This window comes from Pseudomonas sp. Y5-11 (genome assembly GCF_022368695.1).
GTDB classification, from domain to species: domain Bacteria; phylum Pseudomonadota; class Gammaproteobacteria; order Pseudomonadales; family Pseudomonadaceae; genus Aquipseudomonas; species Aquipseudomonas parakoreensis.
Genome location: NZ_CP058974.1, coordinates 5,841,392 through 5,861,840, shown reverse-complemented (window position 1 = coordinate 5,861,840; position 20,449 = coordinate 5,841,392). Strand labels below are relative to the sequence as shown.

20 protein-coding genes are annotated in these 20,449 nt (G+C 59.5%); 6 read left to right on the top strand and 14 right to left on the bottom strand.

Annotation, left to right across the window (positions count from 1 at the left end; all coding sequences use genetic code 11):
• Positions 1-198: 198 nt before the first annotated feature.
• The 8 genes from HXW87_RS26350 to HXW87_RS26315 all read right to left on the bottom strand — a co-directional run bounded on the left by HXW87_RS26350 (position 199) and on the right by HXW87_RS26315 (position 9,232).
• Positions 199-933: an amino acid ABC transporter ATP-binding protein gene (locus HXW87_RS26350; protein WP_042560754.1), complete on the bottom strand. Its 735-nt coding sequence runs from the start codon at positions 931-933 to the stop codon at positions 199-201.
• On the bottom strand, positions 930-1,601 hold the full coding sequence (locus HXW87_RS26345) for an ABC transporter permease subunit (protein WP_047296216.1): 672 nt from the start codon (positions 1,599-1,601) through the stop codon (positions 930-932). The genes HXW87_RS26350 and HXW87_RS26345 overlap by 4 nt, the downstream gene beginning before the upstream one ends.
• Positions 1,601-2,347 carry an amino acid ABC transporter permease gene (locus tag HXW87_RS26340; protein ID WP_182402283.1) on the bottom strand — a complete coding sequence of 249 codons (747 nt, stop codon included), beginning with the start codon at positions 2,345-2,347 and terminating at the stop codon, positions 1,601-1,603. The genes HXW87_RS26345 and HXW87_RS26340 overlap by 1 nt, the downstream gene beginning before the upstream one ends.
• 190 nt (positions 2,348-2,537) lie before the next feature.
• Positions 2,538-3,464 (bottom strand): glutamate/aspartate ABC transporter substrate-binding protein, encoded by a 927-nt coding sequence (locus HXW87_RS26335; protein ID WP_182402281.1) that lies wholly within the window; start codon positions 3,462-3,464, stop codon positions 2,538-2,540.
• A gap of 491 nt (positions 3,465-3,955) precedes the next feature.
• Complete coding sequence (gene glpD, locus HXW87_RS26330) at positions 3,956-5,491, bottom strand: glycerol-3-phosphate dehydrogenase (protein ID WP_182402279.1); 1,536 nt, start codon at positions 5,489-5,491, stop codon at positions 3,956-3,958.
• A 314-nt stretch (positions 5,492-5,805) separates the two neighbouring features.
• Positions 5,806-6,561: a DeoR/GlpR family transcriptional regulator gene (locus tag HXW87_RS26325; protein ID WP_007916700.1), complete on the bottom strand. Its 756-nt coding sequence runs from the start codon at positions 6,559-6,561 to the stop codon at positions 5,806-5,808.
• 238 nt (positions 6,562-6,799) lie between these two features.
• Positions 6,800-8,302 (bottom strand): glycerol kinase GlpK, encoded by a 1,503-nt coding sequence (glpK, locus tag HXW87_RS26320; RefSeq protein ID WP_047296213.1) that lies wholly within the window; start codon positions 8,300-8,302, stop codon positions 6,800-6,802.
• Positions 8,303-8,380: 78 nt separating this feature from the next.
• Entirely contained in the window at positions 8,381-9,232 is an 852-nt protein-coding gene (locus HXW87_RS26315) for an MIP/aquaporin family protein (protein WP_027612073.1), read from the bottom strand.
• Between the two features lie 362 nt (positions 9,233-9,594).
• Here HXW87_RS26315 and ybaK point away from each other — a divergent pair, with 362 nt between their 5' ends.
• Both ybaK and HXW87_RS26305 read left to right on the top strand, forming a co-directional pair.
• Complete coding sequence (gene ybaK / locus HXW87_RS26310) at positions 9,595-10,065, top strand: Cys-tRNA(Pro) deacylase (RefSeq protein WP_047296209.1); 471 nt, start codon at positions 9,595-9,597, stop codon at positions 10,063-10,065.
• Between the two features lie 95 nt (positions 10,066-10,160).
• A complete protein-coding gene (locus HXW87_RS26305; RefSeq protein ID WP_239778018.1) occupies positions 10,161-10,943 on the top strand; it encodes a PhzF family phenazine biosynthesis protein in 783 nt (260 codons plus the stop codon).
• A 188-nt stretch (positions 10,944-11,131) separates the two neighbouring features.
• Here the strand turns inward: HXW87_RS26305 and HXW87_RS26300 are convergent, their stop codons facing one another.
• Both HXW87_RS26300 and argF read right to left on the bottom strand, forming a co-directional pair.
• Positions 11,132-12,241, bottom strand: coding sequence for an ABC transporter ATP-binding protein (locus tag HXW87_RS26300; RefSeq protein WP_239778017.1), 1,110 nt, complete (start codon positions 12,239-12,241; stop codon positions 11,132-11,134).
• Positions 12,238-13,158 carry an ornithine carbamoyltransferase gene (gene argF / locus HXW87_RS26295; protein WP_047296204.1) on the bottom strand — a complete coding sequence of 307 codons (921 nt, stop codon included), beginning with the start codon at positions 13,156-13,158 and terminating at the stop codon, positions 12,238-12,240. Before argF ends, HXW87_RS26300 begins: the two co-directional genes overlap by 4 nt.
• 404 nt (positions 13,159-13,562) lie before the next feature.
• Here argF and HXW87_RS26290 point away from each other — a divergent pair, with 404 nt between their 5' ends.
• From HXW87_RS26290 to grxD, 3 genes are all read left to right on the top strand, one after another.
• Entirely contained in the window at positions 13,563-13,853 is a 291-nt protein-coding gene (locus HXW87_RS26290; RefSeq protein WP_027612069.1) for a hypothetical protein, read from the top strand.
• A gap of 137 nt (positions 13,854-13,990) precedes the next feature.
• A complete protein-coding gene (locus HXW87_RS26285) occupies positions 13,991-16,096 on the top strand; it encodes a molybdopterin oxidoreductase family protein (protein WP_239778016.1) in 2,106 nt (701 codons plus the stop codon).
• Positions 16,097-16,193: 97 nt separating this feature from the next.
• The gene (gene grxD, locus HXW87_RS26280) at positions 16,194-16,535 is read left to right on the top strand and encodes a Grx4 family monothiol glutaredoxin (protein WP_003227729.1); all 342 of its coding nucleotides are present in this window, start codon (positions 16,194-16,196) and stop codon (positions 16,533-16,535) included.
• 184 nt (positions 16,536-16,719) lie between these two features.
• Here grxD and bfr read toward each other — a convergent pair whose 3' ends face one another.
• On the bottom strand, positions 16,720-17,193 hold the full coding sequence (bfr, locus tag HXW87_RS26275; RefSeq protein ID WP_007963971.1) for a bacterioferritin: 474 nt from the start codon (positions 17,191-17,193) through the stop codon (positions 16,720-16,722).
• Positions 17,194-17,393: 200 nt separating this feature from the next.
• Entirely contained in the window at positions 17,394-17,612 is a 219-nt protein-coding gene (locus tag HXW87_RS26270) for a bacterioferritin-associated ferredoxin (protein ID WP_003227725.1), read from the bottom strand.
• A 314-nt stretch (positions 17,613-17,926) separates the two neighbouring features.
• On the opposite strand from HXW87_RS26270, the gene HXW87_RS26265 reads away from it, so the two are divergent.
• Complete coding sequence (locus tag HXW87_RS26265; protein WP_007963972.1) at positions 17,927-18,529, top strand: peroxiredoxin; 603 nt, start codon at positions 17,927-17,929, stop codon at positions 18,527-18,529.
• Between the two features lie 74 nt (positions 18,530-18,603).
• On the opposite strand, the gene rnt is transcribed toward HXW87_RS26265, so the two are convergent.
• Entirely contained in the window at positions 18,604-19,281 is a 678-nt protein-coding gene (gene rnt, locus HXW87_RS26260) for a ribonuclease T (RefSeq protein WP_003227721.1), read from the bottom strand.
• Positions 19,278-20,324, bottom strand: a complete 1,047-nt coding sequence (gene pyrC, locus HXW87_RS26255) for a dihydroorotase (protein ID WP_239778014.1) — start codon at positions 20,322-20,324, stop codon at positions 19,278-19,280. The genes rnt and pyrC overlap by 4 nt, the downstream gene beginning before the upstream one ends.
• Positions 20,325-20,449 lie beyond the last annotated feature (125 nt).

Below are 20,449 nucleotides of genomic sequence, written 5' to 3'. Positions count from 1 at the left end.
AACCAGCATGGTTAAAGCATCCTGGTTTGTTCGAGCGCGGAACCTGTGGCGAGGGGATTTATCCCCGATCGGCTGCGAAGCAGTCGTCAAACCGGCAGATGCGGTTCGAGTTTGAAATGCTGGGGCCGCTTCGCGGCCCATCGGGGATAAATCCCCTCGCCACAAAGCTCCCTCGCCACAGAGTTCAGTGTGTTGCTTTTAGTGCTGCAGGATTTTCTCGAGGAAATGCTGCGCGCGTTCGGAGCGGGCGCTGATGTCGCCGAAAAACTCCTCTTTCGGGCAGTCTTCGATGATCTTGCCGGCATCCATGAAAATCACCCGGTCAGCCACTTTGCGGGCGAAACCCATTTCGTGGGTCACGCACATCATGGTCATGCCTTCCTGGGCCAGTTGCACCATCACGTCGAGCACTTCGTTGACCATTTCCGGATCGAGCGCCGAGGTCGGTTCGTCGAACAGCATGACGATCGGGTCCATCGCCAGCGCGCGGGCGATCGCCACACGCTGCTGCTGACCGCCGGACAGTTGCCCCGGGTGCTTGTGGGCATGCGCCGACAGGCCAACGCGTTCCAGCAGTTGCAGACCTTTTTTGGTCGCTTCTTCCTTGCTGCGGCCCAATACCTTGATCTGCGCAATGGTCAGGTTTTCGGTGATGGTCAGGTGCGGGAACAGCTCGAAATGCTGGAACACCATGCCGACGCGCGAGCGCAGTTTCGGCAGGTTGGTCTTCGGGTCGGCAATCGAGGTGCCATCGACGACGATGTCGCCTTTCTGGAACGGCTCCAGCGCGTTGACGCATTTGATCAGGGTCGACTTGCCCGAGCCCGACGGGCCGCAGACCACGATCACTTCGCCTTTCTTGACCTCGGTGCTGCAATCAGTCAGCACCTGGAAGTCGCCATACCACTTGTTGATGTTCTTGATGGAGATCATACGGCAAACCTTTTTTGCAGACGCTTGACCAGCAGCGAGGCGGAAAAGCTGATGATGAAGTAAACGACACCGGCAAAGATCAGGAACTCGTTGGAACGACCGATGATGTCGCCGCTGGAGCGGGCGGAGTTGAGGAAGTCCACCAGGCCCACGGTGTAGACCAGCGAGGTGTCCTGGAACAGGATGATCGACTGTTGCAGCAGCAACGGGGTCATCTTGCGGAACGCCTGGGGCAGGATGATCAGACGCATGGTCTGGCCATAGGTCATGCCCATCGCTTGTGCGGCGGCCATCTGGCCTTTGGGGATCGACTGCACGCCGGCACGGACGATTTCACAGAAGTACGCGGCTTCGAACATCATGAAGGCCACGACGCAGGACGTGAACGCGCCGATCGGGGTGTCTTCGCCGGTGATCCAGCGCAGCACGAACGGTACCGCCAGGTAGAACCAGGTGATCACCAGCAGCAGCGGGATCGAGCGGAAATAGTTCACATAGGCGCCGGCCACGCGAGACAGCAGTTTGCTGGACGACAGGCGCATCAGCGCGAGGATCGTACCGAGCACGATGCCGCCGACCACGCCCATGAGCATGAGCTTCAAGGTCATGAGCATGCCGTTCCACAGGCCCGGGATCGCGGGGATGATGCCGCTGAAATCGAAGTCCATTATTTACCCCCCACGGAGATCAGGCCGGGCACCGCGACTTTCTTCTCGACCATGCGCATCAGCAGCATCAGGCTCATGTTCAGGGTGAAGTAGATCAGCGTGGCCAGGGTGAACGCTTCAAACAGGTTGGCCGAGAATTCGGCGGTCTGTTTGGTTTGCGCCAGCAGTTCCATCAGGCCGATCAGGGACGCCACGGAGGAGTTCTTGAAGACGTTGAGGAATTCCGAGGTCAGCGGCGGAATGATGATGCGGTAGGCCTGGGGCAGCAGCACGTTCCAGTAGATCTGCGGCAGCTTGAAACCCATGGCGCGGGCGGCGGATTCCTGGCCCCGCGGCAGCGCCTGGATACCGGTGCGCACTTGCTCGCAGACCCGGGCGGCGGTGAACAGGCCCAGGCACACGACGACGCTCAGGTAGGCCGAGGTGGTCGGGTTCAGATCCTGTTTGTACCAGTCCTGCAGGTTCTGCGGCAGCAGGTCGGGCACCAGGAAGTACCAGATGAACAGCTGAACCAGCAGCGGCACGTTGCGAAACAGCTCGACGTAGCACGTCGCGATGCTCGACACGAGGCGGCTCGGCACGGTGCGCATGACCCCCAGAATGGAGCCCAGCAGCAAAGCGATGATCCAGGCCACGACGGCGATGGCAATGGTCCAGCCCAGACCGGAAATGAACCAGTCGAGATATGTCTCGCTGCCCACGCCGGTGGACTTGAAGAACACGCCCCAGTCCCAGTTGTAATTCATTAGGGTCTCCCCTCGAAATCGATCGATGTACAAGCACCCGCTTGGGGAAGATCCTTTCCCGTCCGACGTTGAACGTCGGGCACACGCGATCGGCTCGAAAACCGCCAGGTCGAGTGTTCCACTGTAAAACCAGCAGGTAACAGACGCCTGAGGGAGGGTGGCTCCCTCAGGGGATAAGGTTAGTCAGGAATCAGATTTTTACGTCAGGCGCCGGCTTGTCGCTCGGGTTGGCGATCAGTTCCTTGACCTTGTCGCTCATCGGGAAGTTGAGGTTCAGGCCCTTTGGCGGAATCGCGGTTTCGAACCACTTCTTGTAGATCTCGTTGATCTTGCCGGATTTGTACAGGCCGACGATGGCGTCATCCACAGCCTTCTTGAAGGCCGGGTCGTCTTTGCGAACCATGCACGCGTAGGCTTCGAACGATTGCGGAGTACCGGTGATGACCCAGTCGTCCGGCTTCTTGGCCTTGGCTTCTTCGCCGGCCAGCAGGGCGTCGTCCATCATGAAGGCAACGGCGCGGCCGCTTTCCAGCATGTTGAAGGATTCGCCGTGGTCCTTGGCGGAGATGATGTTCATGCCCATCTGCTTGTCGGCGTTCATCGCTTTGATGATGCGCTCGGACGTGGTGCCAGCGGTGGTCACGACGTTTTTGCCCTTGAGATCGGCGAAGTCTTTGTAGGACGGGTTGCCATCCTTGTCTTTCTTGACCAGCAGACGAGTGCCGATTTCGAAGATGTTGACGGTGAAGTCGACCTGTTGGGCGCGTTCGGCGTTGTTGGTAGTAGAGCCGCACTCGATATCCGCGGTGCCGTTCTGGATCAGCGGGATACGGGTTTGCGAGGTCACCAGGTTGTACTTGACCTGCAGGTCTGGCTTGTTCAGGTCTTTTTTCAGGGCTTCAACGATGGCCACTTGAATGTCGTGGGAGTAGCCCACTGGCTTGCCGGAAGCATCCGCGATGTAGGAAAACGGGATGGAGCTGTCGCGGTGAGCGAGGGTGATGGTGCCGGAATCGTTGATTTTCTTCAGGGTGCCGGTGAGTTCGGCGGCGAAAACTGGTGTGCTGATCAGAGCGGCCGCAATGGCTGCGCCCAGGATAGGGGAAACGATGCGCATCAAATTTTCCTCGAATTGTTTTTTTTATGGAGCCAGTTCGTCGGCCCTTTTGTGCTTCGAATGCCTGACGGCTCCTGAAGTGTTGGCACGGCAGGCATTCGTCGAGAGAGTGTAGAGCATGAGTCGTGCCAGACCAGTCGATAGTGGCTAATGGCTTGATTTATAAGGTGATTAAAGTTTCGTGTCGGTGTTTTTCGATGAAACTGATCCGGTTATCCGAATTGACCGGGAGGTCGCGTTCGGAAATCCGAACGATCTTTAATCGCTGCTCTCGTATAGATGATCGCTCGAACCCGCATAACCTTGTAGCGAGGGGATTTATCCCCGATAGGTCGCGAAGCGGCCTTCTTCAGCGCAAAGGCGAGGACCGCTTCGCAGTCCATCGGGGATAAATCCCCTCGCCACAGGGTTAGTGGCAGACAAAGTAAGTCACGCAGCAAAAAGCCCCTGAATCTCGAGATTCAGGGGCTTTCGTTTAAGCGAGGTTCAATTCACGCCGCTTCAGTCTTGCGGTTCTGCTCGACCTTGCCCAGGTAGGCCGCCAGTTTCTCCTGCTCGGCCGGGGTGGTGAACAGGCCCAGTTTGCTGCGACGCCACAGAATATCGTGCGCCGTGGTCGCCCATTCTTCGCTGCACAGGTAGTCAACCTCACGGGTATAGAGCCCGCCGCCGAGGTGTTCGCCCATGTCGGCCAGCGTTTCCACGCCTTCGAGCATGCGCCAGGTGCGGCTGCCGTAGGTGGTGGCCCAGCGGCGGGCGATTTCGCTCGGGACGAAGTCGAACTTGTCGCGGATCTGTGCGCTCAAGGCTTGCGGGGTGGTCATGTCTTCACCGCCGGGCAGGGTCGCGGCAGCGGTCCAGCTTGGGCGCATCTGGGTAAAGTACGGCATCAACTGGGCCATCGCCGACTCTGCGAGCTTGCGGTAGGTGGTCAGCTTGCCGCCGAACACCGACAGCAGCGGTGCCTCTTCACCGCCGCCAGACAGGGCCAGGGTGTAGTCGCGGGTCACGGCCGACGGGTTGTCGGATTCGTCATTGCACAGCGGGCGCACGCCCGAGTAGCTGTGCTGGATGTCGTCGCGACTGATCTGCTTCTTGAAGTGGGCGTTGACCACTTTCAGCAGGTAATCGGTTTCGCCGTCGGTGATTGCAACTTTCGCCGGATCGCCGGTGTACTCACGGTCGGTGGTGCCGATCAGAGTGAAGTGGTTCAGGTACGGAATGGTGAAAACGATGCGCTGATCTTCGTTTTGCAGGATATGCGCGTGATCGCCTTCGTACAGCTTCGGCACAATGATGTGGCTGCCCTGAATCAGGCGAATGCCGTACGGCGACTCCATTTTCAGGTCGTCACGGATGAACTTGGCGACCCATGGACCGGCGGCGTTCACCAGCGCTTTGGCGGTGATCGAAAACAGGCTGCCATCGGCGCGTTCCAGGTTCAGGTGCCACAGGCCCTTGGCGCGGCGGGCGCTGACACAACGGGTCTGGGTGTGAATGTGCGCGCCGTGTTCACGGGCAGCCATCGCATTCAACACAACGAGGCGGGCGTCATCGACCCAGCAGTCGGAGTATTCGAAGCCTTTCTTGATTTCGCTTTTCAGTGCGCTGTCGGCGCCGAACTTCAGGCTTTTCGAACCTGGCAGCTTTTCGCGCTTGCCGAGGTTGTCATAAAGGAACAGGCCCGCGCGGATCATCCACGCCGGACGCAGGTGCGGGCGATGCGGCAGCACAAATCGCATCGGCTTGACGATGTGTGGCGCCTTGGCCAGCAGCACTTCGCGCTCGGCCAGTGCTTCACGCACCAGACGAAATTCGTAATGTTCGAGGTAGCGCAGGCCACCGTGGATCAGCTTGCTGCTGGCCGACGAAGTGTGGCTGGCCAGGTCATCCTTTTCGCAAAGGAACACCGAAAGACCGCGACCGGCGGCATCCGCTGCAATCCCCACGCCATTGATCCCGCCGCCAATCACGGCAACATCGTAAATCTCGGCAATCGGGGGCGTACGCAAGGTAGAGGTGGACATCGGCTGGCCTCGGGCTCTTTTGATTTTCTGTCTTTGAAATCGAACATAAATGTTCATTTGCGAAAATGGTAGCCCATAAAGACGCGCGCAGCCAGTCGCCTTCGATTGAAAAAACTCATCGAAGGGCGGCTAAGAGAAAATTTTCGAACATTATTGAGGCAGGGATGCTCTCTGTGGCGAGGGGATTTATCCCCGATGGGCCGCGTAGCGGCCCCTCAATGTTGGATATCAGGCACACCGCATTGGGTGGTTTTGGGACTGCTTCGCAGCCCATCGGGGATAAATCCCCTCGCCACAGGGGAATGTCGACGGGGTTAAACGACTTCCAGACGAATCTTGTGCTGGCTCAGCAACTGCGCCAGCGCCGGCACGGGTTGCTGATCGGTCACCAGGCAGTCAATCAGGCTGATCGGACCGAGGCGGATCATCGCGTTACGCCCGAACTTGCTGGAGTCCGCCGCCAGAATCACCTGCCGCGCGTTGGCGATGATCGCTTGCGACACGCGCACTTCCTGATAATCGAAGTCGAGCAGGCTGCCGTCTTCGTCGATGCCGCTGATGCCCACCAGCGCAAAATCGACCTTGAACTGATTGATGAAATCCACGCTCGCCTGACCCACCACGCCGCCGTCACGGCGCACGTTGCCGCCGGTCAGCAGCACATCGAAATCATCCTTGGCACTGAGCATCGAGGCGACGTGCAGGTTGTTGGTGATGATCTTCAGATGGTTGTGATTGAGCAGGGCGCGGGCAATCGATTCGGTGGTGGTGCCGATGTTGATGAACAGCGAAGCGTGATCGGGGATCTGCGCGGCGATGGCTTCGCCGATGCGTTGTTTTTCGTCGCGCATCTGATCGGCGCGCATCGCATAGGCGGTGTTTTCGACGCTGGAATCGTAGGCCGCGCCGCCATGGTAGCGACGCAACAGATTGGCTTCCGCGAGCTGATTGATGTCGCGGCGGATGGTTTGCGGGGTGACAACGAACAGCGTGGCCATTTCCTCGATGCTCACATAGCCGCGTTCGCGGACCAGCTCGAGGATTTGCTGCTGACGGGGAGGCAGATTCATGGGGCTTCCTTTGGGCTGCCGTGCAAAATTTGCCCATGATGACGCAGGAATCTCCTCCCGACCAGTTTCCAAACAACGTGAAAGCTACTGCGCTCGGCAATCCTGCGTTAAAAACAGGCTCGGACTGCTCATTTACAAACCCGTAAACTCCGCGTCCTCGCCTGTTTTTGCCTTGTCTTGCCTTCGCTCGCTACGCTTTCACGCTGTTTGGACAGCTTAAGTCAGTCCTCAGACTGGCTTATTCAGCGTCTTCACGCGCCCAGTCACGGGTGCGGCTGACGGCTTTTTTCCAGCCTTTGTACAGTTTCTCTTTCTCGACTTCGTCCAGGCTCGGTTCGAACTCGCGCTCGATTACCGCTTTGCCGCGCAGTTCTTCCAGGCTGCCCCAGAAACCGCACGCCAGACCGGCCAGATACGCCGCGCCCAGTGCCGTGGTTTCGCGCATTTGCGGGCGCTCGACCTGGGTGCCGAGGATGTCGGCCTGGAACTGCATGAGGAAGTTGTTCGCCACCGCGCCGCCGTCCACGCGCAAGGCCTTGAGGCGTTCACCGGAGTCCTGTTGCATGGCGTCGAGCACATCGCGGGTCTGGTAGGCGATCGATTCCAGCGCGGCGCGGATGATGTGATCCACGCGTACGCCGCGCGTCAGGCCGAACAGTGCGCCACGGGCATACGGGTCCCAGTAGGGAGCGCCCAGACCGGTGAACGCCGGTACCAGGTACACGCCGTTGCTGTCCTTCACTTTATTGGCGAAGTATTCGGTGTCATGAGCGTCGTTGACGATCTTCAGTTCATCGCGCAGCCACTGCACGGTCGAGCCACCGTTGAAGACTGCGCCTTCCAGGGCGTAAGCCACTTCACCACGCGGGCCGCAAGCGATGGTGGTGAGCATGCCGTGCTGCGATTTCACCGCTTTGTCGCCGGTGTTCATCAGCAGGAAGCAGCCAGTGCCGTAGGTGTTTTTTGCCTGGCCCGGCTCGACGCACATCTGGCCGAACAGTGCCGCTTGCTGGTCACCGGCGATCCCGCCGATGGCGATCCCGCTTTTGGTGCGACCATAGATTTCCGAAGACGCTTTCACTTCCGGAAGCATCTCGCGCGGGATGTCGAGGATTTCCAGCATCTTCGAATCCCACTCCAGCGAGTGGATGTTGAAGAGCATGGTGCGCGAGGCGTTGGTGTAGTCGGTGACGTGCACTTTGCCGCCGGTGAATTTCCAGATCAGCCAGCTGTCGACGGTGCCGAACAGCAGTTCGCCGTTGCGCGCACGTTCGCGGCTGCCTTCGACGTTGTCGAGGATCCACTTCAGTTTGGTGCCGGAGAAGTACGGGTCGGTGACCAGACCGGTGTTGTCGCGGATGTAGTCTTCATGGCCATCGCGCTTGAGCTGCTGGCAGATCTCGGTGCTGCGGCGGCACTGCCAGACGATGGCGTTGTACACCGGACGGCCAGTGGTCTTGTCCCAGACCACGGTGGTTTCACGCTGGTTGGTGATACCGATGGCGGCGACTTGATCGTGATGCAGACCGGCCTGGGCCAGCGCTTCGACCATCACCGCGCTCTGGGTGGCAAAGATTTCCATCGGATCGTGTTCGACCCAACCGGCTTGCGGGTAATGCTGGGCGAATTCGCGCTGGGCGGTGCAGACCACGTTCGCGTCGCGGTCGAAGATGATCGCGCGGGAGCTGGTCGTACCCTGATCGAGGGCAATGATGTAGTTCTTATTCTGAATGTCGGTCATGTCGATTGCCTTGGACGAAATAAGGGAGAGTGGGCCGTGGCGCGGGTTCTGAATGGGCAGGAACCCGCGCCGACTGTTTCAAGAAGTTCTTGGTTTGCCGTCAATGGCCGGTTCTGCATCCTTTGTAGCAGGTGTGGCGCCGGTCAGGTGACGGGCAATGAGCCCGCGATACCCGGCAGCGCCGAGGCAGGCACCGACAATCGGTGCAAAAATCGGTATCAGGAAGTACGGAATATCGCGGCCGCCAGTGAAGGAAATTTCACCCCAGCCGGCGAAGAAAGTCATCAGTTTCGGACCGAAGTCACGTGCCGGGTTCATCGCAAAACCGGTCAGCGGGCCCATCGAACTGCCGATCACGGCAATCAGCAAACCGATCAGCAGCGGGGCCATCGGGCCTTTCGGCAGGCCGTTGTTGTCGTCGGTCAGGGCCATGATCACGCCCATCAGGATCGCGGTGATGATCATCTCGACCAGGAACGCCTGGGCGGTGGACAGCACTGGATTGGGGAACGTCGAGAACACCGAGGCCAATTCGAGGCTGGCGGCGGTGCCACGCACCATGTGGTGAGTTTGTTCGTAATCGAAGAATAGATTGCTGTACAGCGTGTAAACCAACAGCGCGCCGCAGAAGGCGCCAGCGATCTGCGACAGGATATAGAACGGCAGTTTGCGCTTTTCGAAGTCGGCGAAAATGCTCAGGGCGATACTCACGGCAGGGTTCAGGTGCGCGCCGGAAACGCCGGCGGTCAGGTAGATCGCCATGCTCACGCCGACGCCCCAGATGATGCTGATTTCCCACAGGCCGAAGCTGGCACCCGCGACTTTGAGCGCGGCGACACAGCCGGTGCCGAAAAAGATCAGAAGTGCAGTCCCCAGAAACTCGGCCAGGCATTGGCCGGAAAGCGATGGTTGCTGTAAAGCAGTTGTCATTGAAAACCTCGGTTTTTGTTGTTGTCTGGCGCGTTTGCCGTCAGGGCAAGGCGCGATTTTCCCCGAGGCAGGATCCCCATCCTGTTCCCGGTTTACTGCTGGGTGCTGCGGTGACGATAATTCTTACATTATTCAGATTCGAAAAAATATAGACAAGAAACAAACCTGTCAAAGGTCGAAAGTGAACCATCGGTCACAATTCAACTATCAACCTGCTGAATGGTCCTGCCGATGGCGGCGGCGATAGCCTGGCGGCTCACGCGCAAAGCCCGGAAAACGGGGCTTGCGCTAGAGCCTTTTGCGCTGTGATGACCTAGAATCCGGCGCAGGATTTTTCTGTTGATGCCGAGCCTGGAGCTGCCATGACCCCTGCGTTGGACTTGTTGAAAAAAGTTCGTGCCGAACATCGCGTGCACAGTTACGAACATGACCCAAAGGCCGCGTCCTACGGGCTGGAGGCCGCAGAGAAACTGGCGCTGGAGCCGGCGCAGGTGTTCAAGACGTTGCTCGCTGCCAGCGAAAAAGGTGAATTGCTGGTGGCGGTGGTACCGGTCGTCGGAAGCCTTGATCTCAAGGGGCTGGCACACGCGGCGGGCGTGAAGAAAGTCGAAATGGCTGACCCGGCTGCGGCGCAACGCTCCACCGGTTACCTGCTGGGCGGGATCAGTCCGCTGGGGCAGAAGAAGCGTCTGCGCACCTTCATCGATAACTCGGCTCAGGGTTTTGCGACTATTTATGTCAGTGCTGGCCGACGCGGCCTGGAGGTCGAGTTGGCGCCCGCCGTACTCGCCGAGCACACCCAGGGCAAATTTGCCGACATCGGTCGGGTGTAACGCTGAATTCTGTATGAAGAAAATTGGCCGGTTCTGTCACTGGCGCTGATCCGGCCCGCGCCGCATGCTCTGCCCACGGACTTAGGGAGAAGGTTATGCAGCTTGAGTTTCATCAGGTCGACGCGTTCAGTGATCGACCGTTCAGTGGCAATCCGGCGATGGTGTATCGGCTCGACGCATGGCTTGCGGATGAGTTGATGCAGAAGATCGCCGCCGAACACAATCTGGCGGAAACCGCGTTCGTGGTGCGTGAAGGCGCCGCGTGGCACATCCGCTGGTTCACTCCGACCACCGAAGTGCCGTTGTGCGGGCATGCGACGCTGGCGAGTGCCTACGTGTTGTTCGAGGTCTACAAAGAAAACGTCGAGCGTCTGGATTTCACCTGCAAGTCCGGGCCGTTGAGCGTCAGCCGCGAAGGCGATCGCCTGTGGCTGGACTTTCCGTCGATCGTGCCATCAGCGATTGGCGTGACGCTGGATGTCGAGCGGGCGCTGGGTGTCGAGGCGGTGGATGTGCTCGGTTCCAACGAGTTGTTCGTGGTACTGGAGTCGGAGCAGGCAGTGCTCGACTGCAAACCGGACATGGTCGCGCTGGCGAAACTGCCGTGGCTTGGCGCCATCGTGACAGCGCGCGGCAATCAGCATGATTTTGTCTCGCGTTATTTCGCCCCGGCAATCGGCATCAACGAAGATCCGGTGACCGGCTCGACGCATTGCAGCCTGATTCCGTATTGGTCGAAACGTCTGGGCAAGTCCAGTTTGACCGCGTGCCAGCGTTCGGCGCGGGGCGGGGAGTTGTTCTGTCGGCTGGAGGGAGATCGGGTGAAGATCGGCGGCAATGCGACGCTGGTTGCCAGCGGCACGCTGATCCTCGGTTAACGCAAAACTTTGTTGGAGTGAGCCTTTGTAGTGAGGGGATTTATCCCCGATGGGCTGAGCAGCAGCCCCAAACCATTACTTGCACAGTGCCAGGCACTCTGCGGTGCAGGCTAAAGGGCCGCTTCGCGCCCCATCGGGGATAAATCCCCTCACCACAAAAAACCTCCACACTCCGATGTTCTGTTTGATCAGAGGGCGGTGCTGTAGCGGCGGACGCCGTTTTCCACTGCCGGGATTTGTGCGGCGGTGCTGCCCGATGCCTGGAACAGGACCAGGTGTTCTGCAGCAACCCGGATCCCGACATCTGCGCCCACCTGATGGTCGGCATGGCTGGGGAAGATCGATTCCAGCTGCGCGCCGGTCGGCAGTTGCAGGCGATACAGGGTCGAGGCACCGAGGAAGGTCTTGCCGACAATGCGTGCTTTCAACGCGCTCTCCGGCGCATAAACGATGTCATCCGGACGCAGCAACACATCCACCGCGCCGCCCACTGGCCAGGTATAGGCCCGGTTGCCGCGCAGTTCGCCGAGTTCGGTCTGCACCGATTCCGGGCTGCCGAGCTGGCCGCGAATGAAATAACCCTGACCAATGAAACTGGCCACAAACGGCGTCGCCGGCTCGTGGTAGAGATTGTAGGGTGTGTCCCACTGTTCCAGCCGACCTTCCTTGAATACGCCAACGTGATCGCTCACGGCGAAGGCTTCTTCCTGGTCGTGGGTCACCAGAATTGCACTGGTGCCACGGGCCTTGAGAATGTCGCGCACTTCGTGGCTAAGCTTGCGCCGCAGTTCGCCATCGAGGTTGGAGAACGGTTCGTCGAGCAGCAGCAGTTGCGGTTCCGGCGCCAGGGCGCGGGCGAGGGCGACGCGTTGTTGCTGGCCGCCGGAGAGCTCGTGCGGGAAGCGTTTGCCGAGGTTCTTCAGGTTGACCAGTTCCAGCAGCTCTTCGGTAACGCGCGCCTTGTTCGGGTGCTTGCGGATGCCGAAGGCGATGTTGTCCGCGACGCTGAGGTGCGGGAACAGTGCGTAGTCCTGGAACACCATGCCGATTCGGCGTTTCTCCGGGGCCAGAGTGAAACCGGCGCTGGAAATGGTTTCGCCGCCCAGAGTGATTTCCCCTTCGTGCACCGGTTCAAAACCGGCAATCGCGCGCAGGGTGGTGGTCTTGCCGCAGCCGGACGAGCCGAGCAGGCAGCCGATGTCGCCGGCGTTGAGGTGCAGATTGAGGTTCTGCACCACGCGTTGATCTTGGTAGCCGCAAGCGAGGTTGCGCAGGTTCAGCAGTAATTCATGACTCATGCGTGGTGATATGCCGGTTCGACGAGGAACTCGAGCAGGGCCTTCTGTGCGTGGAGACGGTTTTCTGCCTGATCCCAGGCAACGGAGCGCGGGTCATCGAGCAGGTCGAGGCTGATTTCTTCACCGCGGTGCGCTGGCAGGCAGTGCATGAACAGCACATCTTCAGCCGCCAGATCGAGCAGGGCGCGGGTCACCTGGAACGGTGCAAACAGCTTCAGGCGCTTGGCAGTTTCCTCTTCCTGACCCATCGAAGTCCAGACGTCAGTGCTCACCAGGTGCGCACCGCGCACGGCGTCTTGCGGATCACGGACGATGGTCACGCGATCGCCGGCGCGGGCGACGAACTCAGGATTGGGCTCGTAGCCTTGCGGGCAGGCAACGCGCAACTGGAAGTCGAACTGGATCGCCGCTTCTATATAGCTGTTGCACATGTTGTTGCCGTCGCCGATCCACGCCACGGTCTTGCCCTGAATCGAGCCACGGTGTTCGAGGAAGGTCTGCATGTCGGCCAGCAACTGGCACGGGTGCAGGTCATCGGACAGGCCGTTGATCACCGGCACGCGCGAGTTGGCGGCGAATTCGGTCAGGGTGCTGTGGGCAAAGGTACGGATCATCACCGCATCGAGCATGCTCGACATGACGATGGCGCAGTCGCCAATCGGTTCGCCACGGCCCAGTTGGGTGTCACGCGGCGACAGGAAGATCGCCTGGCCACCGAGCTGGATCATGCCGGCCTCGAAGGAGATCCGGGTACGGGTCGAGGATTTCTCGAAGATCATCCCCAGGACGCGGTTTTTCAGCGGCTCGAACAGTACGCCGCGGTTACGCAGGTCCTTGAGCTCAACGCCTCGACGGATCACGCTGACCAGCTCTTCGGGCGTGCAATCCATCAGGGAGAGAAAGTGCCTTGCGCTCATCATTGACTACCTTTTTGTTACAAACCGCAGATGCTCAAAGCCTTGTTTAACGGAACAACGGGCGAGACCTGCGGCGTAAGCCGCACGGGGCGACGAAATAGGGGAAGGCGCGATATTGACACTAAATGTCGCGTTACGCCAATAGGCTACGGATTTTGCGGGACTCGGAGGATGTTTCGTATCTTGCTGGCGGACATATGAAGACCGGTTCAAGGCCGCAGCGAGGCTCTTTGTACACCGGCCTTGCAGGGCTTGGCAATCGAGTGTGGCGGGGATCGAGTCGCCTGAGTCGGTTTACGACCGTGGCGCCATGCCATCACTTGGTCGGATGCTCGGACTGAAACATTTGCTAAAGCAAAGTGCTGGGTTATAAATAAGTTTCGAGCGACGCAGGAAGCCTCCGCATGGAATCGAAAGAAAAACTGTTAATGGAACTGCTGGGTCACACGGCTCGCTCATTGACCCATCTCACCGCGTCGGTGACTTCAATGTCCTTCGAACTGCTGCGCAGCGAAGACGAAGTGGTCAAGACCGCCGGCCGTCACATGATCGATCGCATGGCGACCATCAGTGCCGGGCTCGACGAGCACTGGCGACTGATCGGCGAACTCACCGGCGTGCACGTCGCCCACGAGCAGATCGAAACCATTCAGGAAATTCAGCTGGCCGCGCCGCCGCAGCTGCCGTCGAATTGATCATGGCGGCTTATCGGCTCGCCTGATAACCGTCGATTCACAGGACAAACGTCGCTGGCGCAGGATCTGCGCGGGGGCCATAGTTTTGTTCCCGCAGGCATGCCCGTTGCCTGCCCAGAACAAGACAGAGACTGGCCATGACCAAGACTCTCCATCACCGTGCCTGCCACCTGTGTGAAGCCATTTGCGGCCTGACCATCGAGACCACCGAAACCGATGGCAACGTTGCGATCACCTCGATCAAGGGTGACGCGCTCGACACCTTCAGTCGCGGGCACATCTGCCCCAAGGCCGTGGCCCTGCAAGACATCCAGAATGACCCCGATCGCCTGCGTCAGCCGATGCGCCGGGTCGGCAGCGAATGGCTGCCGATCGAGTGGGACGAGGCCTTTGCACTGGTGGCCGAGCGTCTGGCGGCGATTCAGGAGCGTCACGGGCAGAATGCGGTGGCGGTCTACCAGGGCAACCCGAGCGTGCACAACTATGGGCTGATGACTCACAGCAACTACTTTCTCGGCTTGCTGAAGACGCGCAATCGCTTCTCGGCGACTTCGGTCGATCAGTTGCCGCATCACCTGAGCAGTTACCTGATGTACGGCCATGGCTTGCTGCTGCCGATCCCGGACATCGATCACACCGATTTCATGTTGATCCTCGGCGGCAACCCGCTGGCGTCCAACGGCAGCATCATGACCGTGCCGGATGTCGAGAAACGCCTGAAGGCGATTCAGGCCCGCGGCGGCAAAGTGGTGGTGGTCGATCCACGGCGCAGCGAAACGGCGGCCATCGCCGATCAGCACCTGTTCGTGCGGCCTGGTGGCGACGCGGCGCTTTTGTTCGGGGTGCTCAACACCTTGTTCAGCGAAGGCCTGACCCGTGACAGCCACTTGCCGGTTGATGGCCTTGATGAAGTGCGCGCAGCCGTCGCAACCTTCACTGCCGAAGCCATGAGTCCGCTGTGTGCGGTGCCGGCCGAGCAGATCCGCCAACTGGCGCGGGATTTCGCTGCCGCCCCGAGTGCGGTGTGCTACGGGCGTATGGGCGTTTCGACCCAGGCGTTCGGCACCTTGTGTCATTGGGTGGTGCAGTTGATCAATCTGGTCACCGGCAACCTTGACCGGGTGGGCGGCGCGTTGTGCACCGAGCCGGCGGTGGATCTGGTGGCGTCGACCTCGGGCGGGCATTTCAACAAATGGCAGAGCCGGGTGTCCGGACGGCCCGAATACGGCGGCGAGCTGCCGGTGTCGGCGCTGGCCGAAGAGATGCTCACTGAAGGCGAAGGGCAGATCCGCGCGCTGATCACGGTGGCCGGCAATCCGGTGTTGTCGACGCCCAACGGCCGGCAACTGGAGCAGGCGCTGGACGGTCTGGAGTTCATGCTCAGCATCGACCTGTACATCAACGAAACCACGCGTTACGCCGACCTGATCCTGCCGTCGACCTCGGCGCTGGAGAACGATCACTACGACACTACGTTCAACCTGTTCGCGGTGCGCAACGTCACTCGCTTCAACCGGGCGATTCTCGCCAAACCAGAGGGAGCGTTGCACGATTGGGAGATCTTCGTCGGCCTGGCCAAAGCCTTTGCCGAAAAGACCGGCAAGGAACTGAAACCGACCCTGCCGCCGGCGAAGATGATCGATATGGGCCTGCGCATGGGACTGTATGGCGATACGTCCGATCGGAAGCTGTCGTTGGCGACATTGTTCGATCATCCGCACGGGATTGATCTTGGGGCGTTGAGACCGAATCTTGCCGCCCGCCTCAAGACGCCAGATCAACGGGTGCAGGCTGCGCCGCCGGAGATCCTCGCTGATCTCGCACGCTTTGCGGCCTTGCAGGCGCCGGCAGCCGATGAGCTGTTGATGATCGGCCGGCGCCATGTGCGCAGCAACAATTCGTGGATGCACAATTACCATCGTCTGGTGAAGGGCAAGCCGCGTCATCAACTGCTGATGCACCCCGACGATCTGGCCAGTCGCGGACTCGACGACGGGCAATTGGTGCGCGTCAGTTCGCGGGTCGGACAGATCGAAGTGGAGGTACTCGGCAGCCTGGACATGATGAAAGGCGTGGTCAGCCTGCCCCATGGCTGGGGGCACGCGCGCCCGGGCGTGCAGATGGCGATTGCCAGTGGTCAGCCGGGGTCGAGCGCCAACGACCTGACCGATGAATGCCAGCTCGACGAGCTGTCGGGCAACGCGGCGCTCAATGGCGTACCGGTGACGGTGGTGGCGGCTTGAATATGCCTGTCGGGGAGACCGAGCAGCGCGCTCGGGATTCCGTTACAATGCGTCACCGTGCCGACCCATGAGTCGGAAAGTTCAGCCGAGGTGCTCCATGGATATCATCGAAACGATTAAAGAGCAGATTGCCAACAACACCATTCTGCTTTACATGAAAGGCTCGCCGAATGCCCCACAGTGTGGCTTTTCCGCGAAAGCTGCGCAGGCTGTAATGGGCTGTGGCGAGAAGTTCGCCTACGTCGACATCCTGCAGAACCCGGAAATCCGCGCCAACCTGCCAAAGTACGCCAACTGGCCGACTTTCCCGCAACTGTGGGTTGGTGGTGAACTGGTCGGCGGCAGCGACATCATGGCTGAAATGTTCGCCAACGGTGAGCTGCAGACTCTGGTCAAGGAAGCATCGGCCAAGGCGGCTGCGGCCAAGTCCGAAGCCTGATCGGGCTTTCACTCGGCACATGCTTCTGCTGTAGGAGCTGTCGAGTGAAACGAGGCTGCGATCTTTTGATCTTCAGCCAATAAAAAGCCCCGCACCTCGAAAGAGGGCGGGGCTTTTTAGTGCGCTGGAAAAGTTAACGCGAGTTGCCGGTGCAATCTGAAAAGATCGCAGCCTGCGGCAGCTCCTACTCTTCGCCCATCTGCGATTGCAGATAGTTCTCGAGACCGACTTTATCGATCAGGCCCAGTTGGGTTTCCAGCCAGTCGATATGCTCTTCTTCGGATTCGAGAATGTCTTCAAGCAGTTCACGGCTGCCGAAGTCGCCAACCGATTCGCAATGGGCGATGGCGGCTTTCAGGTCGGCGTGGCCGGTCTTCTCGATGCGCAGGTCACACTCCAGCATTTCCCGGGTGTGCTCGCCGATGTGCAGCTTGCCCAGGTCCTGCACGTTTGGCAGTCCTTCGAGGAACAGGATGCGCTTGATCAGCTTGTCCGCGTGTTTCATCTCATCGATGGATTCGTGGTACTCGTGCTTGCCCAGCTTGTTCAGGCCCCAATCTTCATACATGCGGGCATGCAGGAAGTACTGATTGATCGCGACCAGCTCATTGGCAAGGATCTTGTTGAGATGCTGGATGACTGTAATGTCGCCTTTCATGATGGGAGTCCTGCCCTGTAATAGCTGTATATAAGGCGGAGTTTGAGCCGGGTACTTATAAGTGTCAAACCTAAGTTATTGAATAATAAATGAAATTAAATCTGAATAAGAATGTTTGTGTTCCGCGTCTGGCACCTAAGCACTTGATTTGCGGACATAAAAAAACCGGACATAAGTCCGGTTCTTCGAAATCTGGGTAATTACGCAGCTGTAAATTCTACCGGATAGGGGATCGCAGCCTGAGCGGTTTGCAGCTTGGTCAGGGTTTCGCGAACCACTTCCTTGGCCAGGCAGGCACATTTGCCGCATTGACTGGCGACGCCGGTGGCCTGGCGGACTTCTTTATAGCTGCAGCAACCTTCATAGATCGCTTCGCGGATCTGTCCGTCGGTGACGCCAGTGCAGAGGCAAACATACATAAGTGAGAACCGTCGCTGGTTGTGACTCAATTGCGATGGATCTTAATGTTAACGAGAATGATTGTCAAAGTGCTTTCTGAATGGTTTTCGATCGAAAGGCGGGTCACTGACGAACGGTGATTAATGGCGAATTGCCTGGCCCCGAAAATGCGGGTCCGTTACCTGCATTGGGCAAAAAACCGTTAAGGACAGGCGAAAAACGCAGTGTATGATGGTCAGCCCTTGCGAAGAGGGTTCGTGTCACAGGGCTGTCGCCTGAGGGTGGCAGGCTGGCCCGGACCCTGAACTTCAAAGTTATTCACCAGGAGATATCCATGAGCGTACTCGTAGGCAAACAAGCCCCTGACTTCACCGTCCCGGCCGTACTCGGCAATGGCGAGATCGTTGACAGCTTCACCCTGTCCTCGGCCATCAAAGGCAAATACGGCCTGGTGTTCTTCTACCCGCTGGACTTCACCTTCGTCTGCCCGTCCGAGCTGATCGCTCTGGACAACCGCATGGCTGACTTCAAGGCGCGCAATGTGGAAGTGGTCGCCGTGTCGATCGACTCGCACTTCACCCACAACGCCTGGCGCAACACTCCGGTCAACAACGGCGGCATCGGCCAGGTGAAATACACCATGGCTGCCGACATGAAGCACGAAATCGCCAAGGCCTACGACGTTGAATCCGAAGGCGGCGTGGCTTTCCGTGGCGCGTTCCTGATCGACGACAAGGGTGTCGTCCGTTCGCAGATCATCAACGACCTGCCGCTGGGTCGTAACATGGAAGAGCTGATCCGTCTGGTCGACGCTCTGCAATTCCATGAAGAGCACGGCGAAGTTTGCCCTGCCAACTGGAAGAAAGGCGACAAAGGCATGAACGCTTCGCCAGAAGGCGTCGCGGCTTACCTGACCGAGAACGCTGCTGCCCTGTAAGGCGCAACGTCGAGGTACAAAAAAACCGGCCCAAGTGGCCGGTTTTTTCATGCGCAGGAAATACCCGACGAGGATCAGTCGTCGAAGTCTTCCCAGCCGCCCATCTGCTTCCAGCGGTTGACGATGCCGCAGAACAGCTCGGCGGTCTTCTCGGTGTCGTAACGCGCCGAATGCGCTTCACGGCCATCGAAGTCGATGTCGGCGGCCTGACAGGCTTTCGCCAGAACGGTTTGCCCGTAAGCCAGGCCGGCCAGCGTCGCGGTGTCGAAGCTGGAGAACGGATGGAACGGGTTGCGCTTCATGTCCAGACGCGCCACGGCGGCATTCAGGAAGCCCAGATCAAAACTGCTGTTGTGGCCGACCAGGATCGCCCGTTTGCAGCCGTTGGCTTTCAGTGCCTTGCGCACGCCACGGAAGATGTCGGTCAGCGCGGTTTCTTCGCTGACCGCCATGCGCAGCGGGTGATCGAGCTTGATCCCGGTGAATTCCAGCGCGGCTGCTTCAATGTTCGCGCCTTCGAATGGCTCGACGCGGAAGAAGTAGGTGTGGTCCGGGTAAACGAAACCCTTTTCATCCATGGCGATGGTGGTCGCAGCAATCTCCAGCAGAGCGTCGGTGGCCGAGTTGAAGCCACCGGTCTCTACGTCGACGACAACCGGCAGGTAACCGCGAAAACGCGCTGCCATTGGATGACGGGAACCACCGCCGCCACCTTGACCGTCCAGTTCGTCGTCGAAATGGTCTTCACTCACGCGTGTTCCTCCAGCAGGCGCCAGCGCAGTTTTTCACCGGCGCGCAGCGGGATAACGTTCAGCTCGCCGAATGGCAGGCTGGTCGGGGCGGTCCATTCTTCACGAACCAGGGTGATGCGATCGGTGTTGGCCGGCAGACCGTAGAAGCGCGGGCCGTTGAGGCTGGCAAACGCTTCGAGCTTGTCCAGCGCATTACGCTGTTCGAACGCTTCGGCATACAGCTCAATGGCGGCGTACGCGGTGTAGCAGCCGGCGCAGCCGCAGGCGGCTTCCTTGGCGTGCTGGGCGTGCGGCGCCGAATCGGTGCCGAGGAAGAACTTCGCGCTGCCGCTGGTGGCGGCGTCGAGCAGGGCTTCCTGATGGGTATTGCGCTTGAGGATCGGCAGGCAGTAGAAGTGCGGCCGGATCCCGCCCACCAGCATGTGGTTGCGGTTGTACAGCAGGTGATGCGCGGTGATGGTCGCGCCAACGTTGGCCGAGGCTTCGTTGACAAACTGCACGGCGTCGCCGGTGGTGATGTGTTCGAACACCACGTTGAGCGTCGGGAAACGCTCGACCACACGGCGCATGTGTTCATCGATGAAAATCTTTTCGCGGTCGAAGACATCGACATCGCCACGGGTGACTTCGCCGTGGATCAGCAGCGGCATGCCGACTTCGGCCATGGCTTCCAGCGCCGGGAAGATCTTGTCGATGCTGGTCACTCCGGAATCGGAGTTGGTGGTGGCGCCAGCCGGATACAGCTTGGCAGCGTGCACGAAACCGCTGGCCTTGGCCTCACGAATTTCTTCGGGCTGGGTGCGGTCGGTGAGGTACAGCACCATCAGCGGTTCGAAACGACTGCCGGCCGGGCGGGCAGCGAGAATCCGCTGGCGATAGCCATCGGCTTCAGCGGCGTTGCGCACCGGTGGTACCAGGTTGGGCATGATGATGGCGCGGCCAAAGGTGCGCGCCACATCGGCAACGGTATTGGTCAACACGGCACCATCACGAAGATGAATGTGCCAGTCGTCGGGACGCAGCAGGGTCAGGCGGTCGGACATGAGGGGATTCCAGGCGGGTCAAACTGAGGGGAATGCTACCGGAAAAGACTCTTGCAGGCACTCGCTATCAAGTTTTGCCGGAACCTTCCGATAGCCCGTAGGTATGCCGTAAACATAGTGTGAAT